The sequence below is a fragment of the Salmonella sp. SA15303 genome (assembly GCF_029962125.1).
In the GTDB taxonomy this organism is placed as follows: Bacteria; Pseudomonadota; Gammaproteobacteria; order Enterobacterales; family Enterobacteriaceae; genus Salmonella; species Salmonella enterica.
In genome coordinates, this window is the sequence record NZ_CP123924.1 from 2,826,141 (window position 1) to 2,841,853 (window position 15,713).

The following is a 15,713-nucleotide window of genomic DNA, read 5'->3' on the forward strand; positions in this document are numbered from 1 at the left end:
TTCATGCCGCAGACTTGATAGGCTCTGCTCTGTTCGATATTGCAGGCTTTGTGCCGCAATCAGCCCTCAAGAGCAGGAACTATATGGAGCCTCAACCCCCACGTCTTAAACCCGGAAAAATCCTTGATACTCTGGGTGCTATGCAAAAAAGCCTGACACGTGCCTCCCAGCGTATTGCGCAATATATTTTAGCCTTCCCCAGACAGGTGACACAGTCATCTATTGCCGATTTGTCGCGCGAAACACAGGCCGGAGAAGCCACGGTTATTCGCTTTTGTCGCACCCTGGGCTATAAAGGTTTTCAGGATTTTAAAATGGACCTGGCCATTGAACTTGCCACTACCGAGTCTGATGACAGTAGTCCTCTACTGGATGCCGAAGTTAGCGAATCCGACGATGCCCACGCCATTGGTTTAAAATTGCAGAACACCATTAGTAATGTATTATCTGAAACGCTAAATCTGCTTGATATGCAACAGGTTCTCGGTGTCGTGGATGCCCTACGTCACTGTCACTCAGTTTATATCTTTGGTGTGGGCTCATCGGGGATCACGGCGCTGGATATGAAACACAAGCTAATGCGTATTGGTTTACGGGGCGATGCGGTAAGCAATAACCATTTTATGTACATGCAGGCTACGCTATTAAAAGCAGGCGATGTCGCGATGGGTGTCAGTCACTCGGGCACATCGCCAGAAACAGTGCATTCACTCCGATTGGCCCGACAGGCTGGCGCCACCACAGTCGCCATTACCCATAATCTGGGTTCTCCATTATGTGAAGAGGCCGATTTTTGCCTGATCAATGGTAATCGGCAAGGAATGTTGCAGGGTGACTCGATCGGTACGAAAGCCGCGCAGCTTTTCGTCTTTGACCTGCTCTATACCCTTCTTGTACAGTCCTCGCCGGAACAGGCCCGAGAAAGCAAATTACGGACAATGAATGCCCTGGACATGACAAAATAATTCCCTTCACGTACAGGCGTCATTTTCCTTTTTTGTCCATGAGTCTGCTGGATGCTTTATAGATAACAAAGCCCGGTTTCCCGGGCTCTGAAAGTCAATGCTATATTAGCTGTATGCGTGAAGCGTTCGCTGACAAAGCGCCGAGCGCACGCAGTCGTCTTTGTTGAAATGCACAATCCCTACCATTTCATCTTCTTCAAAGCGTTCCAACGCATCGCTCAACCCGGAACGCACGCCGCGCGGCAGGTCGCATTGCGTAATATCGCCATTGACAATGACCGTGACATTTTCGCCTAATCGCGTCAAAAACATTTTCATTTGCGCCGCAGTCACATTTTGCGCCTCATCGAGGATCACGACCGCATTTTCAAAAGTACGCCCACGCATATAGGCGAACGGGGCAATTTCTACCTTACCGATTTCCGGGCGCAAACAATATTGCATAAAGGACGCGCCCAACCGTTTAAGCAGGACATCGTAGACGGGACGAAAATAAGGCGCGAATTTTTCAGCGATATCACCGGGCAAAAAACCAAGGTCTTCATCAGCTTGCAATACCGGACGCGTCACAATGATCCTCTCGACGTCCTTATGAATCAATGCTTCTGCCGCCTTTGCCGCACTGATCCATGTTTTCCCGCAGCCGGCTTCGCCGGTCGCAAAAATAAGCTGTTTACTGTCGATAGCGTTCAGATAATGCGCCTGTGCTTCATTTCGCGCCTTAACAGGAGAGGTATCGCGACTATCGCGCGCCATGCCAATGGCTTCTACTCCGCCCATCTGTACCAGTGACGTGACCGATTCTTCTTCACGTTGCTTATGACTACGCGAATCTCGTCTCAACACACGCTTTGCTTCACGACGAGCTTTGATCACTGCTTTTTGTCTTCCCATGGATAGCACCTTGAGTTGTAGGTATACATCACCCGCGTTCTCTTGAACGCGATTATGCGCACACACATCTGAGGGTTGGCTTCCTTGTAAGCCTTAGCTTGCTTTTTGAAACGACGCCACACACGGCTACGCGCACCACATATGACGTCATGGGTATGGTCAGTAAGGGAAATGATGAGAGCTTTTAAGATGACAAGACCACCACCGGAGAGAGAATGTCCGTACAGGGTGTTGTAACTACTGTAAACAATGTGTCCTGGTGCGGACATTACCATTCGCGATCTCCATAGTGAGTGACCATCACTGCCGGGGAACTACCGCTATTACTACTAAGTACAACACAAAACATCAATAATGCAACAATATATTCACCAAGCATTAACCAAACATTATTGCGTCATTGTCAGTCTCTTACAGAAAGATTACACGATTATTTCATCGGCAGGAGACTAAAAAAGATAATCATTAGCTACTGCGGGTATTAATGCTGAAAACATCCATAACCCATTGAATATTGAACATATATAAGGTTAAAATGGAATAATTAACGTGTCCTCTCTCCCATCGCTAAAACGGCATTATTTATGCAAAATTTTATGCGGCATACTTACGCCAGTAACGCTGACTTGTTTTAATTTTTGTCATTACTCTATTGCGTCAAGGCTATTGGTACCATTAACAGGCGATTTCATATATGGCTAGTTAGTGATTACTCGAGATGTATTACGCCCGCGTTAACGGCGCTCAAGGGCTAAAAATAGTTTGAGAGTGCGTCCTCATTTACCTGAACATCTTCAGTCAATCGGTCCGGGACTTATCAGAGGACCAGGCGGGCGTATAACGCCGCCTGGTAAAATATGTCCGATGGCAATAATGCTATCGGACATGTCGGTTATTCCGCCTGTAGCTTCGACGGCGGCGCGGAATGATAATGCGCGTCCGCTTTTGCAAAGCGTTCCTGCATCGCTGCTGTCGGCGCTTTGCCAAGCAGGCTAAAGATTACGATCCCCAGACTGCCGAAAATGAAGCCAGGGATAATCTCATACAGATCCAGCCAGCCATATTGTTTCCAGACGATAACCGTCACCGCGCCAATAATCATTCCCGCCAGCGCGCCGTTACGTGTCATACGCGACCACATCACAGAAAACAGGACAACAGGTCCAAATGCCGCGCCGAATCCAGCCCAGGCGTAGCTCACCAGCCCCAGCACACGGTTATCGGGATTCGCCGCCAGCGCAATGGCGATCAGCGCTACCACCAGCACCATCACTCGCCCTACCCATACCAGCTCTTGCTGGCTGGCGCTTTTACGCAGAAAAGCCTTATATAAATCTTCTGTAATCGCGCTGGAGCATACCAGCAACTGACAGCTCAACGTCGACATCACCGCCGCCAGGATAGCAGACAGCAGAACACCGGCAATCCACGGGTTAAACAGGATCTGCGCCAGTTCAATAAATACGCGTTCTGAGTTTTGGTTCACCGCCCCGGCCAGCGCGGGGTTATTGTTAAAGTACGCAATGCCAAAGAAGCCCACCGCCACCGCGCCCGCCAGACACAGAATCATCCAGGTCATACTGATACGACGCGCATGAACAATGCTGTGATGGGAGTCCGCCGCCATAAAGCGCGCCAGGATATGCGGCTGACCGAAGTAACCCAGTCCCCAGCCCATCAGGGAAATAATAGCGACAAAATTCAGCCCCTTGAGCATGTCGACATTCTCGATGCTCTTTTGCTTGATCACCTCCAGCGACTCGCTGAAACCGCCTACGCCAACAATAACCATCACCGGCGTCAGGATTAACGCAAAAATCATCAGGCTGGCCTGAACGGTATCCGTCCAGCTAACGGCAAGGAACCCGCCGATAAAGGTATAAATAATGGTTGCCGCGGCCCCCGCCCACAGTGCGGTTTCATAGCTCATACCGAAGGTGCTTTCGAACAGTCGTGCCCCAGCGACAATACCTGACGCGCAATAGATAGTGAAAAACAACAGAATGACCAGCGCGGAAATAATACGCAGGACTCGGCTCTTATCCTCAAACCGACCGGTAAAATAGTCCGGCAGCGTGAGCGCGTTATTGTTAAATTCGGTATGCACGCGCAGGCGCCCGGCCACCAGCTTCCAGTTAATCCATGCGCCTAACGTCAGGCCAATGGCGATCCAGCTTTCAGAGATCCCCGACAGAAAGATAGCGCCAGGCAGCCCCATTAACAGCCAGCCGCTCATATCCGACGCGCCGGCTGATAAAGCCGTAACAAACGGCCCCAGACTGCGACCGCCAAGAATATAGTCATCAAAGTTTTTGGTTGAGCGCCAGGCGATAAACCCAATCAATATCATGCCAAAAATATAGACACAGAATGTCACCAACATCGGTGTGCTAATAGCCATCAAGGTTCTCCAAATTTATTTATTGGCACTACCGTAGCGTGCCGTTTTGTACCCTGCCGGAACGTGGCAAGGGTGTTATGTTTACCAGGGCGACCGTATCCTGCCGGAAGCGGTGGTTATTCACAATCGATTTAACACACCATTTACATCAAATTTGATTGCAGAGGGATACTATTTTTCTCCAGGTTGCACTCTCTCACATTTTTTGCGGTTGCACCTTTTAAAAGTGTTAACTACCGCAGAGAAAATAAATCCAGATGGTTTTCTCGTCAGACACTCCCTTATCTTTTTTTAACAATTCATTCATTTTTAAGCTTGCAACGCAGGTCACATTTAACGCGGTTGCACAAAGTTGCAACATGGTGGATATTTTCCGCTAACTATTGGTTAGCAGATAGAGCGAATAACAGGAGTAGAGGGTATGGGAACCACCACGATGGGGGTTAAGCTGGACGACGCCACGCGCGAACGGATCAAAATGGCCGCGTCGCGTATCGATCGCACGCCGCACTGGTTAATAAAACAGGCAATCTTTAGCTATCTGGACAAGCTGGAAAATAGCGATACGCTACCGGAGCTACCTGCGCTGTTTGTCGGCGCGGCAAATGAAAGCGAGGAGCCGGTCGCGCCGCAGGATGAGCCGCATCAGCCCTTTCTGGAGTTTGCCGAACAAATTCTTCCCCAATCCGTCTCTCGCGCCGCCATCACCGCCGCCTGGCGCCGCCCGGAAACCGATGCGGTGTCAATGCTAATGGAACAGGCGCGCCTGTCGCCGCCTGTCGCTGAGCAGGCGCATAAACTGGCGTATCAACTGGCGGAGAAATTGCGCAATCAAAAATCCGCCAGCGGTCGCGCGGGTATGGTGCAAGGCCTGTTGCAGGAGTTTTCCCTCTCTTCGCAAGAAGGCGTAGCGCTGATGTGTCTGGCGGAAGCGCTGCTGCGTATTCCCGACAAAGCTACGCGCGATGCGTTAATTCGCGACAAAATCAGTAATGGCAACTGGCAGTCGCATATTGGCCGTAGCCCGTCGCTGTTTGTAAACGCCGCCACCTGGGGGCTGCTCTTTACCGGCCGACTGGTCTCAACGCATAACGAAGCCAATCTATCGCGCTCGCTGAACCGCATTATCGGCAAGAGCGGCGAGCCGTTAATCCGCAAAGGCGTCGACATGGCGATGCGTTTAATGGGCGAGCAGTTCGTGACTGGCGAAACCATTGCTCAGGCGCTGGCGAATGCCCGAAAACTGGAAGAGAAAGGGTTCCGCTATTCTTACGATATGCTGGGCGAAGCCGCGTTAACCGCCGCCGATGCGCAGGCCTATATGGTTTCTTACCAGCAAGCGATTCATGCCATCGGCAAAGCGTCTAACGGTCGCGGTATTTACGAAGGGCCAGGCATCTCGATTAAGCTGTCCGCCCTGCATCCACGCTATAGTCGCGCGCAATACGATCGGGTAATGGAGGAGCTTTATCCGCGCCTGAAATCCCTGACGCTGCTGGCGCGCCAGTACGACATTGGTCTCAATATCGACGCCGAAGAGGCGGATCGTCTGGAGATCTCGCTCGATCTGCTGGAAAAACTCTGCTTCGAACCCGAACTGGCGGGCTGGAACGGCATTGGCTTTGTGATTCAGGCTTACCAGAAACGCTGCCCGCTGGTCATTGATTATTTAGTCGATCTGGCCTCCCGTAGCCGCCGTCGGCTGATGATTCGTCTGGTGAAAGGCGCCTACTGGGATAGCGAGATCAAACGCGCGCAAATGGAAGGGCTGGAGGGCTATCCGGTTTATACCCGCAAAGTGTATACCGATGTCTCTTATCTGGCCTGCGCGAAAAAACTGCTCGCCGTCCCTAATCTGATCTACCCGCAGTTCGCGACCCATAACGCTCACACACTGGCGGCGATTTATCATCTGGCCGGGCAAAATTACTATCCGGGTCAGTACGAATTCCAGTGCCTGCACGGCATGGGCGAACCGCTGTATGAACAGGTCACCGGTAAAGTGGCGGACGGAAAACTTAACCGTCCCTGCCGTATTTACGCGCCGGTGGGAACACACGAAACCCTGCTGGCCTATCTGGTACGACGCCTGCTGGAAAACGGCGCCAACACCTCTTTTGTCAACCGTATCGCCGATGCCACCCTACCGCTCGATGAACTGGTGGCGGACCCGGTCGAGGCCGTGGAAAAACTGGCGCAGCAGGAAGGTCAGGCTGGCATACCGCATCCGAAAATTCCGCTGCCGCGCGATCTGTACGGCGAAGGTCGGATAAACTCCGCCGGACTTGATTTAGCGAATGAACATCGCCTCGCCTCGCTTTCTTCTGCCCTGTTAAGCAACGCCATGCAGAAATGGCAGGCCAAACCTGTGCTGGAACAACCGGTGGCCGACGGTGAGATGACGCCGGTTATCAACCCGGCGGAACCGAAAGATATTGTTGGCTGGGGACGCGAAGCGACAGAAAGCGAGGTTGAACAGGCATTGCAAAACGCGGTCAATCAGGCGCCGGTTTGGTTTGCGACGCCGCCGCAAGAACGCGCCGCTATTTTGCAGCGGGCGGCGGTATTAATGGAAGACCAAATGCAGCAGTTGATTGGCCTGTTGGTGCGTGAAGCGGGGAAAACGTTCAGCAACGCCATTGCCGAAGTGCGCGAAGCGGTAGACTTCCTCCATTATTATGCCGGTCAAGTGCGTGACGATTTCGATAACGAAACGCATCGCCCGTTAGGGCCGGTAGTCTGCATCAGTCCGTGGAACTTCCCGCTGGCCATTTTCACCGGCCAAATCGCCGCCGCGCTGGCGGCAGGTAACAGCGTTCTGGCGAAACCGGCAGAGCAGACATCGCTGATTGCCGCCCAGGGCATTGCCATTTTGCTGGAAGCGGGCGTACCGCCGGGCGTCGTGCAACTGTTGCCGGGACGGGGAGAAACCGTCGGCGCCCAGCTTACCGCCGATGCGCGTGTACGCGGCGTGATGTTTACCGGCTCCACGGAGGTCGCGACGTTGTTGCAGCGCAACATCGCCACGCGTCTTGACGCCCAGGGCCGCCCTATTCCGTTGATTGCGGAAACCGGCGGTATGAACGCTATGATTGTCGACTCTTCCGCGCTCACCGAGCAGGTGGTCGTGGATGTGCTGGCTTCCGCTTTCGACAGCGCCGGACAACGCTGTTCCGCGCTCCGCGTGCTGTGTTTGCAGGACGATATCGCCGAACATACGCTGAAAATGTTACGCGGCGCGATGGCGGAGTGTCGGATGGGGAATCCAGGCCGTCTGACGACCGATATCGGGCCGGTGATCGATAGCGAGGCCAAAGCCAACATTGAACGTCACATCCAGACGATGCGCGCCAAAGGCCGCCCGGTTTTCCAGGCCGCACGTGAAAACAGCGATGATGCGCAGGAATGGCAGACCGGTACGTTTGTTATGCCCACGCTTATTGAGCTGGAAAACTTCGCAGAACTGGAAAAAGAGGTCTTCGGGCCCGTGCTGCACGTCGTGCGTTATAACCGTAACCAACTGGCGGAGCTTATCGAACAGATTAACGCTTCCGGCTACGGGCTAACGCTGGGCGTACATACCCGTATTGATGAAACCATTGCGCAAGTCACCGGTTCCGCCCATGTCGGCAACCTGTACGTTAACCGTAATATGGTGGGCGCGGTCGTCGGCGTCCAGCCGTTTGGCGGCGAAGGCCTGTCCGGCACCGGGCCAAAAGCGGGAGGACCGCTCTATCTCTACCGCCTGCTGGCACACCGCCCGCCCAATGCGCTCAATACGACGCTGACTCGTCAGGATGCGCGTTACCCGGTGGATGCGCAGCTTAAAACCACGCTACTCGCGCCGTTGACCGCCCTGACACAATGGGCGGCGGATCGCCCGGCGCTACAGACGCTCTGCCGACAATTCGCCGATCTGGCCCAGGCCGGCACGCAGCGCCTGCTACCGGGGCCGACCGGCGAGCGCAATACCTGGACGTTGTTGCCGCGTGAACGGGTATTATGCCTGGCTGATGATGAACAGGACGCGTTGACGCAGCTTGCCGCCGTTCTCGCCGTCGGCAGTCAGGCGCTATGGTCAGACGACGCCTTCCACCGCGATCTGGCGAAACGTCTCCCCGCCGCCGTCGCGGCGCGTGTCCAGTTTGCGAAAGCGGAAACGCTGATGGCGCAGCCGTTTGACGCGGTGATTTTCCACGGCGACTCCGACAAGCTGCGAACCGTGTGCGAAGCCGTCGCCGCCCGCGAAGGCGCGATAGTGTCGGTACAGGGGTTCGCCCGCGGCGAAAGCAATATACTGCTGGAACGGCTCTATATTGAACGTTCGCTGAGCGTAAACACTGCCGCCGCTGGCGGTAATGCCAGCCTGATGACAATTGGCTAATACTGTGGTTAATTAAGGCTCCGTCAATGGAGCCTTTTTACTCGCGTCAGAGGACCGTATGAAACGAATTTTCCTTACCTGCGCGGCGTTGTTGATCAGCAGTCAGGCGTTGGCCGATGAGTGTGCCAGCGCCAGTACGCAGCTGGAAATGAATCGCTGCGCCGCCGCGCAATACCAGGCGGCAGATAAAAAGCTGAACGAAACCTATCAAAGCGCGCTTAAGCGTGCGCAACCGCCGCAGCGCGAGCTGTTACAAAAAGCACAGGTGGCATGGATTGCCCTGCGCGACGCCGATTGCGCGCTGATTCGCTCAGGTACGGAGGGCGGCAGCGTGCAACCCATGATCGCCAGCCAGTGCCTGACCGATAAAACGAACGAACGCGAAGCGTTTTTAGCCTCGCTGCTGCAATGTGAAGAGGGGGATTTGAGCTGCCCACTGCCGCCAGCCGGTTAACGCACGCGAATCCCTTCAATAATAATGCGCTGAACGCTTTCGACCGTTTGGTTAAAAAAGGCTTCATCGCGAAGCGTCGCGCCGGTTACCGCCTCAACCTGAGGGGCAAAATCGGCGTAATGTTGCGTGGCGGCCCAAATCATGAAGATCAAATGGTGCGGAGAAATGGGCGCCAGTTTCCCGCTGTGCACCCATCCGGCAATCAGCGCGGATTTTTCATCTATCAACGCTTTTAGATCGCCGGTCAGTTCCTCCATTAAGAGCGGCGCGCCCGCCAGCATCTCCATGCAGAAGAGCCGCGACGCCTGCGGATAATCACGCGAAACTTCCAGCTTGAGACGGATATACTCTTTGATGGCCTCCAGAGGGGAAAATTCTGCGCGAAACGCCTTGAGCGGCGCCAGCCAGACATCCAGAATCTGTCGCATTACCGCGACATACAGCGCCTCTTTCGAGGGATAATAATAAAGCAGATTGGTTTTGGAGACGCCTGCCCGCTCGGCGACCTGCTCAAGACGCGCGCCATGAATGCCATACTGGGAAAAAACAGCAAGCGCGGCGGTTAAGATAAGCTGCCGTTTTGCACCGGTGGCCTGCGAGCGTTTCCCGATTTTTTTCTCTGTGCGTTGCGACATGCGCCCTCTCCTTTTTGTCAGGACGCAAGCATACCAAATCCGGCTTATAAACAAAAAAACCGCCGGAAATCCGGCGGCGGTGGCGCATGACACTTTTTAGCGCGAAACGCTCAGCGTCTTGCTGTTGTGACGCAGGCTAGCTATTACGGTTACTGCTTTTGCCCCCTTTTTTGCCTGCTTCGGATGCACGCTGCGGGTCATTCTTAAAATTGCCCCCGCTGTGCTGACCACCTTTACGACCTGCTTCTGATGCTCTTTCGCGGTCTTCCGCAAAATTACCGGAACCGCCACGATGGTTTGCCATTACTGACCTCCGTCATAGATTAGACATCATATTGCATAGGTAATGAGGAGTATCTCCTCGCGCAGCGTATGAACGATATCATCAGTAACGCCGCGTAACATTAAGCATAGTGAAAAACGTCGTGGTAGGCCGCTTACCGAAATATTCTGCAACATTGGAAGCCGAATACGCAGAATAATAACCATAAGAAATAAATAAGTTATTCTTATATTTGTGAAAATCAAAGCGCTTAAAAATGTATCATTTTGCAACAAAGGTCGCCAAATTAATTATTGTTATAAATCAAAGAAATGGCGCTGAAATTTGCACTCTTCACAGGAGAGCATATCTTTAAATAGACGTAGCGAATCGCTACACACCTGATTAATCTGAGGAGTAGTACAAATGGCAAAGATTCTGGTGCTCTATTATTCCATGTACGGACACATTGAAACCATGGCGCACGCGGTGGCGGAAGGGGCAAAGAAAGTCGACGGCGCAGAGGTCATTATAAAGCGTGTGCCAGAAACAATGCCGCCTGAAATCTTCGCAAAAGCTGGCGGTAAAACGCAAAACGCACCGGTTGCCACCCCACAGGAGCTGGCGGATTACGATGCCATTATTTTTGGTACGCCAACCCGGTTTGGCAATATGTCAGGCCAGATGCGTACCTTCCTGGATCAAACCGGTGGACTGTGGGCATCCGGCTCGCTATACGGCAAGCTCGGCAGCGTGTTCAGTTCTACCGGAACGGGCGGCGGCCAGGAGCAGACCATCACCTCGACCTGGACTACGCTTGCCCATCATGGGATGGTGATCGTCCCGATAGGCTATGCCGCACAGGAACTCTTTGACGTCTCCCAGGTTCGCGGCGGCACGCCTTACGGCGCAACGACTATCGCTGGAGGCGACGGTTCACGTCAACCAAGCCAGGAGGAACTCTCTATCGCTCGCTATCAGGGGGAATACGTCGCCGGTCTGGCAGTCAAACTCAACGGCTAATCTTCAACAGGAGGATTCGAATGCCAACTCAAGAAGCAAAAGCGCACCGCGTCGGCGAATGGGCAAGCCTGCGTAATACGTCGCCGGAAATTGCCGAAGCCATTTTTGAAGTCGCTCACTATGACGAGAAACTGGCAGAAAAAATATGGGAAGAAGGTAGCGATGAGGTGCTGATCAAAGCCTTTGAGAAAACGGACAAAGACTCGCTCTTCTGGGGCGAACAAATCATCGAACGTAAAAACGTATAACACAAACGCCCCCGCCTGCGCGGGGGCATATGGCTATTTTGCAGCAGTGTTCATGACGTTATCGAACTTATCCAGCGGACAGAAGCCGTTCGCATCCACCGGACATCCTTTCAGTTCCAGGGTTACCCTTTGCGCGGGCGATTTGAGCGTTAACGCTTCCGCATTGCGTAACTGCCGGGCGCTCTGGTAGACATACTCGATTTTCATCAAATCCCGGTTAGCGTTGCCGTCATGCCAGCGTTGGAAGACAAGCTGACCGCCAATCGGCGTTCTCTCATACTGGTCATGGAGCTGATAGGGTTTAAAATCCAGCGCCGTCAGCAGCGACGCGATATTGGAATCATGCCCCACCAGCACGGTAACCTTCGGCGCGCTAACGCGATCGGCAACCAGCACCTTATCGATATATTTCACCAGCGGCGCAGCGACATTGCGCGCCACCGTGGGTGAGGTAAACAGGCTGTCCTGATAGCCGTTTTTCAGTTTTGACAGCACCTTCCACTGCCGATCGGTGTGGATCCCGCCCCAGGCGACCTGATCCATCGGAAACCCTTCGTAATATTGCAGGGTAAACGCATCCACCAGCGAGTTCCCTACTTTAAGCGGCCCCTGCACGCCAGGCTCTTGCTGATAGTTCGCGCTGAAGGTATCTTTCGCGTCGATTAGCGAACACTGATGCTTCTCTTTGCAGGACGGCGAGTCCTGATAATGCGTTATCTGCTCAAGCAGTTTATAACTCTCATCAAGATGTAGCTGACTACGCGCCTTTTCCATCGCCTGTACGGCTTGTTGCCGGAACGCGGCAGAATCATCGGTAATTACCGGATTGAAGGTAGGGTCCATAGTGCCCATTTTTTCCTGATGATGAACAGGAATATCACAGCCGGGGAAAGCGCCGGTAATGAAAAATTGCGCGGTGGCGACGGTGCGCTGCAAACTATTCGCATAGGCATATACCGTGTCGGGCGCCGGACATTCTCCCGACGGTATCAGCCCCTGCGCGACCAGCCATTCACGTGTGTAGTGTCCCATATAGACTTCCAGCACGCCGCCTTTCGTCGTCAGTTGCCCGCCGGGAACGTCCCACGCCGGCCAGGCGTTCGGCGTCGACTGCGCCAGTACGCTGCCATTATTCGCCAGCGGCGCCCGCAGATTATGGCGGCTCATCATCAGCACCTGTTGTAATTGATAACCCTCCGGCGTTGTCTGCGCCTGTACGGCGGATGACAACAAAACAGCCCCTGCCACAGCAACAGCGAGTAATGATTTTTTCATCCCTATGACCTCTTGTTGTTATCAAATCGTTCTGAGTGTGACAGAAATGGATCATTTTTCCGGGAACGATTTCGCAAAACGGGGGTTTTTCTTACAGTAAACGCGTTAGCGCCGGGAAACCCCGGCGCATATTCAGAACGTTTTTGCCCACCATAGCCGAAGCTTCATGCCCCAGTAGCTGGTCCAGCCGCTGGTGGTGAACACAACCCGACCTTGTGAAACCACCACCAGCGTTGGCGTCACGCTGATTTCCCAGCCAGCGGATAAGGCGCCGTTAGCATCATTGACGACCGGGAAGTCAACGCCCTTGCGCGCCAGCCAGCGGGCAACCTCAGCGTCATCGCCGGAGCGGAGCGCAACGGTCATGACGTTTTCCCCTTCCGCCGCCAGGCGAGCGACCGCAGGCGTAGTAAAGCGGCATACCCCGCACCAGCTGGCCCAAAAATAGAGCAGTACGGGGCGTTCTTCGCTCAATGTCGCCAGAGTTGTCGACTCTCCCGTCAGCGTACGTAATGGTGTCGTGGCAAACGCCGGAGGCGCCTGCGGCGCGCGCCAGACGTCCATGACCACCATTATCGCGATGAGGAGCGCCAGAAAAACCGCGGCTTCACGCAGCCAACGCCGCAGTTTACCCGCCATTGGCAGACGCCAGTTTTTCTTTCACCACCGCTTCCAGCGTATCCCAGGGCACTGCGCCCGGAATCAGCTCGTCGCCAATGATCGTCGCTGGCGTTCCTTGCACGCCGACCAGCCTTGCCAACTGCAAATTAGTGCGTATCGTTTCCATGCTTTTTTCATCCAGCGTCACTGGCGTAGCCCCTGCTTTCTGCTGGGCCTGTTTAATACTGTCATCCGTATGGTAACCGCGCTTTTGCATGAGTTTTTCATGTAGCGCGAGGAACTGTTGCGGATGCTCGCGCCAGGTGGTCAGCGCAATACGCGCCGCCAGAACGGAACTCTCTCCTTTAAATGGCAGCGGTTTAATAATGACCGCAACGTCAGGATATTTCTGCACAATCTTTTCCAGCATCGGATCGAGCTGTTTGCAGTACGGGCAGTTGTAATCCGTAAAGTTCACCAGCGTCAGCTTAGGGTGTTTAGCGCCTATCCGCGGGCTGGCAGGATCGTTAAACAACGCCGCATGGATCAGATTTTCAATCTGCTTTTCCTGATCCGGCGTAAAAGGAGCGGTTTCTTGCGCGATGCTCAGCGTCGAAAACAGCGCCAGCAGTAAAACAATCATGTATTTCATTGGGTTATTCCTTTCGCTTTTTTCAACGTTTGTAATACCGCATCGCGGGTCAGCAAAGTGGGCAGTGCCTCCCCTTCCGGCAAGCCGGGGCCATATACCTGATTAAACGGCACGGCGACCTGGCCGCGCGTTTTCAGAAAATCTGTAATGGCATCGGACGGCAGCGTCCAGTCTCCCCGCAGCGCCACAACATCCGGCTGTTGCAAGGCGGCCTGCACATCCTCTTTTTGCAGGACGTTGTATTTATTCACTTTACAGGTAATACACCAGTCCGCAGTGACATCGACAAATACCCGCTTATGCTGCGCCAGCGCCGACTGGATTGCCTGTTCACTCAACGGTTGCCACTGAACCGTGTCTTGCGCGCTCTTTGACGCAGTGAAGCCGAAATGCGGCAGGAGTAACGTCGCCAGCCAGATAGCCGACCCCAGCATCATCAGACCGAGGATCCTGCGCAGGACATTCATCCAACGCCCGGGGCGCGGTAAACGTAGCGCAAGCCCTGGTCGTATCGCGACCAGTAGCCACGGCGCGCTCATCCCCAGGCCAAGCGCAAGGAACAGCCCCCACAGCGTCGGCAGCGACGCCGTGAGCGCCACGGCGACCGCCGTGCCCAGAAACGGCGCGCTACAAGGCGTCGCCAGCAGCGTGGCGAATGCCCCCTGCCAGAAATGTCCCGACATACCGTTACCGCCGTAAGTGGCCAGTTTCGTGGTCATAGATGAGGGAAGCCTGAACTCAAAAAGCCCGAACAGGCTGGCGCTAAACAACAACATCACCAGCGCCATAAAACCAATAAACCATACATTCTGGAACTGGACTCCCCAGGCCAGCGCATGGTTTGACAGGCGAAGGAGGGTCATAAACGCCGCCAGCGCCATAAATGACGCAATGATACCGGCGACCGAAGCCAAAAATTGTCGCCTGATGTGAGAGCGGCTTTTTTCCTCTACCAATAAAATAGAGCCAAGCTTCATGCCCAGAACCGGCAGTACGCAGGGCATTAAATTAAGAATCAGTCCGCCGATCAGCGCCATCATTACAACTTGCCAGAAAGGTAGCGCCGCATTGTCCGGCGTTTGCGCTGGCGCAGTGCCAATGGTTTGCGTGCTCTCCTGGGCGATAGCGCCATCGGCTAACACGAGGGTCAGCGATTTGTTGCGCAAATCGGGCGCCTTTTCGCCCCAACTGTCCGTCACCGGCACCGTCGCCTGTAACCTGTCGCCCTCTACGCGCAGACGAGGCTTCGCAAAATCGACGTCATCTACGGTGTCAAGATAGAGCCCGGGCGATGACCAGCCCGCCGCTCGCGTAGCAGTGACCACCAGTTCTCCCGGGCGATAGCCGACGTCAAGCGAGTCCGTTAGTCCACTGCGGAGCGGAATTTTACCCATCGCCCGCGCATAGTCATGGGCAAAATCGGCATTCTGCACAGTAGGCGTCACGGAAAAGGGGTAATCGGTCAACAGACAAACATTGCTGCAGGTTGATAACGTCAACACACCGCGCAAGGTCGCCGGCAGCGTACCGCGCACGATCATCGGAAAGGTCACCTCGTCGTGATATCCCTGGGTGGTGATATTCGCCACATCAAAGCGCGAGGGGGTTGGCCAGAACCAGCTTACCTCAGGCATGTCGCCTTTCCAGGCGATAGAGGGTGCCACGCCCCCTTCCCCCGGCGCGCGCCAGTAGGTTTTCCAGCCGTTTTCCAGTTTGACATCCAGCAACAGCCGGGTCTCACCGTTAGCGGACGTATCGGCACGTAGCCGTATGCTGGCATGGTCGTTATCGGGCGAACGCAGCCAGCCGCTTTCCGCCGCCCAGGAGACGGGCAGCCAAAGCCATAACAGGCAGAACAGTATCCGCCTGAACAAAATCATCATATTTTTTCTCCGTGAATGAGTAATTAACCGTTAGCAA

Annotated in this window: 13 protein-coding genes; 5 read left to right on the forward strand and 8 right to left on the reverse strand. The window is 54.2% G+C overall.

Translation table 11 applies throughout. The features are described 5' to 3' along the window. Window positions 1-83: 83 nt before the first annotated feature. Entirely contained in the window at window positions 84-965 is an 882-nt protein-coding gene (locus QEN31_RS13950) for a MurR/RpiR family transcriptional regulator (protein ID WP_000433674.1), read from the forward strand. A 105-nt stretch (window positions 966-1,070) separates the two neighbouring features. Here the strand turns inward: QEN31_RS13950 and phoH are convergent, their stop codons facing one another. Continuing rightward, window positions 1,071-1,859, reverse strand: coding sequence for a phosphate starvation-inducible protein PhoH (gene phoH, locus QEN31_RS13955; RefSeq protein ID WP_000533527.1), 789 nt, complete (start codon window positions 1,857-1,859; stop codon window positions 1,071-1,073). Window positions 1,860-2,751: 892 nt separating this feature from the next. Continuing rightward, window positions 2,752-4,260 (reverse strand): sodium/proline symporter PutP, encoded by a 1,509-nt coding sequence (putP, locus tag QEN31_RS13960; RefSeq protein ID WP_001018467.1) that lies wholly within the window; start codon window positions 4,258-4,260, stop codon window positions 2,752-2,754. Window positions 4,261-4,681: 421 nt separating this feature from the next. Here putP and putA point away from each other — a divergent pair, with 421 nt between their 5' ends. Next, the gene (gene putA / locus QEN31_RS13965; protein WP_000537528.1) at window positions 4,682-8,644 is read left to right on the forward strand and encodes a trifunctional transcriptional regulator/proline dehydrogenase/L-glutamate gamma-semialdehyde dehydrogenase; all 3,963 of its coding nucleotides are present in this window, start codon (window positions 4,682-4,684) and stop codon (window positions 8,642-8,644) included. 58 nt (window positions 8,645-8,702) lie between these two features. Next, window positions 8,703-9,098, forward strand: coding sequence for a lysozyme inhibitor LprI family protein (locus tag QEN31_RS13970; protein ID WP_000821066.1), 396 nt, complete (start codon window positions 8,703-8,705; stop codon window positions 9,096-9,098). Here the strand turns inward: QEN31_RS13970 and rutR are convergent. Further along, window positions 9,095-9,733 (reverse strand): HTH-type transcriptional regulator RutR, encoded by a 639-nt coding sequence (gene rutR / locus QEN31_RS13975; RefSeq protein ID WP_000083126.1) that lies wholly within the window; start codon window positions 9,731-9,733, stop codon window positions 9,095-9,097. The two genes, QEN31_RS13970 and rutR, sit on opposite strands and share 4 nt — an antisense overlap. Before the next feature lie 136 nt (window positions 9,734-9,869). Next, entirely contained in the window at window positions 9,870-10,037 is a 168-nt protein-coding gene (locus QEN31_RS13980; protein WP_001273663.1) for a general stress protein, read from the reverse strand. Between the two features lie 384 nt (window positions 10,038-10,421). Here QEN31_RS13980 and wrbA point away from each other — a divergent pair, with 384 nt between their 5' ends. Both wrbA and QEN31_RS13990 read left to right on the forward strand, forming a co-directional pair. Next, window positions 10,422-11,018, forward strand: coding sequence for an NAD(P)H:quinone oxidoreductase (gene wrbA / locus QEN31_RS13985; protein WP_001062899.1), 597 nt, complete (start codon window positions 10,422-10,424; stop codon window positions 11,016-11,018). A 20-nt stretch (window positions 11,019-11,038) separates the two neighbouring features. Further along, entirely contained in the window at window positions 11,039-11,266 is a 228-nt protein-coding gene (locus QEN31_RS13990; protein WP_001143125.1) for a YccJ family protein, read from the forward strand. Window positions 11,267-11,299: 33 nt separating this feature from the next. Here the strand turns inward: QEN31_RS13990 and agp are convergent, their stop codons facing one another. The 4 genes from agp to QEN31_RS14010 all read right to left on the reverse strand — a co-directional run bounded on the left by agp (window position 11,300) and on the right by QEN31_RS14010 (window position 15,676). Then, window positions 11,300-12,541 carry a bifunctional glucose-1-phosphatase/inositol phosphatase gene (gene agp / locus QEN31_RS13995; protein ID WP_000749201.1) on the reverse strand — a complete coding sequence of 414 codons (1,242 nt, stop codon included), beginning with the start codon at window positions 12,539-12,541 and terminating at the stop codon, window positions 11,300-11,302. A 132-nt stretch (window positions 12,542-12,673) separates the two neighbouring features. Then, entirely contained in the window at window positions 12,674-13,180 is a 507-nt protein-coding gene (locus tag QEN31_RS14000; RefSeq protein WP_000907530.1) for a protein disulfide oxidoreductase, read from the reverse strand. Next, on the reverse strand, window positions 13,170-13,793 hold the full coding sequence (locus QEN31_RS14005; RefSeq protein WP_000876691.1) for a DsbA family protein: 624 nt from the start codon (window positions 13,791-13,793) through the stop codon (window positions 13,170-13,172). Before QEN31_RS14005 ends, QEN31_RS14000 begins: the two co-directional genes overlap by 11 nt. Then, window positions 13,790-15,676 carry a protein-disulfide reductase DsbD family protein gene (locus tag QEN31_RS14010; RefSeq protein WP_000972957.1) on the reverse strand — a complete coding sequence of 629 codons (1,887 nt, stop codon included), beginning with the start codon at window positions 15,674-15,676 and terminating at the stop codon, window positions 13,790-13,792. The genes QEN31_RS14005 and QEN31_RS14010 overlap by 4 nt, the downstream gene beginning before the upstream one ends. Window positions 15,677-15,713: the final 37 nt, after the last annotated feature.

Bases quoted from the DNA above. Each gene is read 5' to 3' on its own strand.
- QEN31_RS13950 (WP_000433674.1), top strand. From the start codon at position 84: ATGGAGCCTCAACCCCCACGTCTTAAACCCGGAAAAATCCTTGATACT.
- phoH (WP_000533527.1), bottom strand. From the start codon at position 1,859: ATGGGAAGACAAAAAGCAGTGATCAAAGCTCGTCGTGAAGCAAAGCGT.
- putP (WP_001018467.1), bottom strand. From the start codon at position 4,260: ATGGCTATTAGCACACCGATGTTGGTGACATTCTGTGTCTATATTTTT.
- putA (WP_000537528.1), top strand. From the start codon at position 4,682: ATGGGAACCACCACGATGGGGGTTAAGCTGGACGACGCCACGCGCGAA.
- QEN31_RS13970 (WP_000821066.1), top strand. From the start codon at position 8,703: ATGAAACGAATTTTCCTTACCTGCGCGGCGTTGTTGATCAGCAGTCAG.
- rutR (WP_000083126.1), bottom strand. From the start codon at position 9,733: ATGTCGCAACGCACAGAGAAAAAAATCGGGAAACGCTCGCAGGCCACC.
- QEN31_RS13980 (WP_001273663.1), bottom strand. From the start codon at position 10,037: ATGGCAAACCATCGTGGCGGTTCCGGTAATTTTGCGGAAGACCGCGAA.
- wrbA (WP_001062899.1), top strand. From the start codon at position 10,422: ATGGCAAAGATTCTGGTGCTCTATTATTCCATGTACGGACACATTGAA.
- QEN31_RS13990 (WP_001143125.1), top strand. From the start codon at position 11,039: ATGCCAACTCAAGAAGCAAAAGCGCACCGCGTCGGCGAATGGGCAAGC.
- agp (WP_000749201.1), bottom strand. From the start codon at position 12,541: ATGAAAAAATCATTACTCGCTGTTGCTGTGGCAGGGGCTGTTTTGTTG.
- QEN31_RS14000 (WP_000907530.1), bottom strand. From the start codon at position 13,180: ATGGCGGGTAAACTGCGGCGTTGGCTGCGTGAAGCCGCGGTTTTTCTG.
- QEN31_RS14005 (WP_000876691.1), bottom strand. From the start codon at position 13,793: ATGAAATACATGATTGTTTTACTGCTGGCGCTGTTTTCGACGCTGAGC.
- QEN31_RS14010 (WP_000972957.1), bottom strand. From the start codon at position 15,676: ATGATGATTTTGTTCAGGCGGATACTGTTCTGCCTGTTATGGCTTTGG.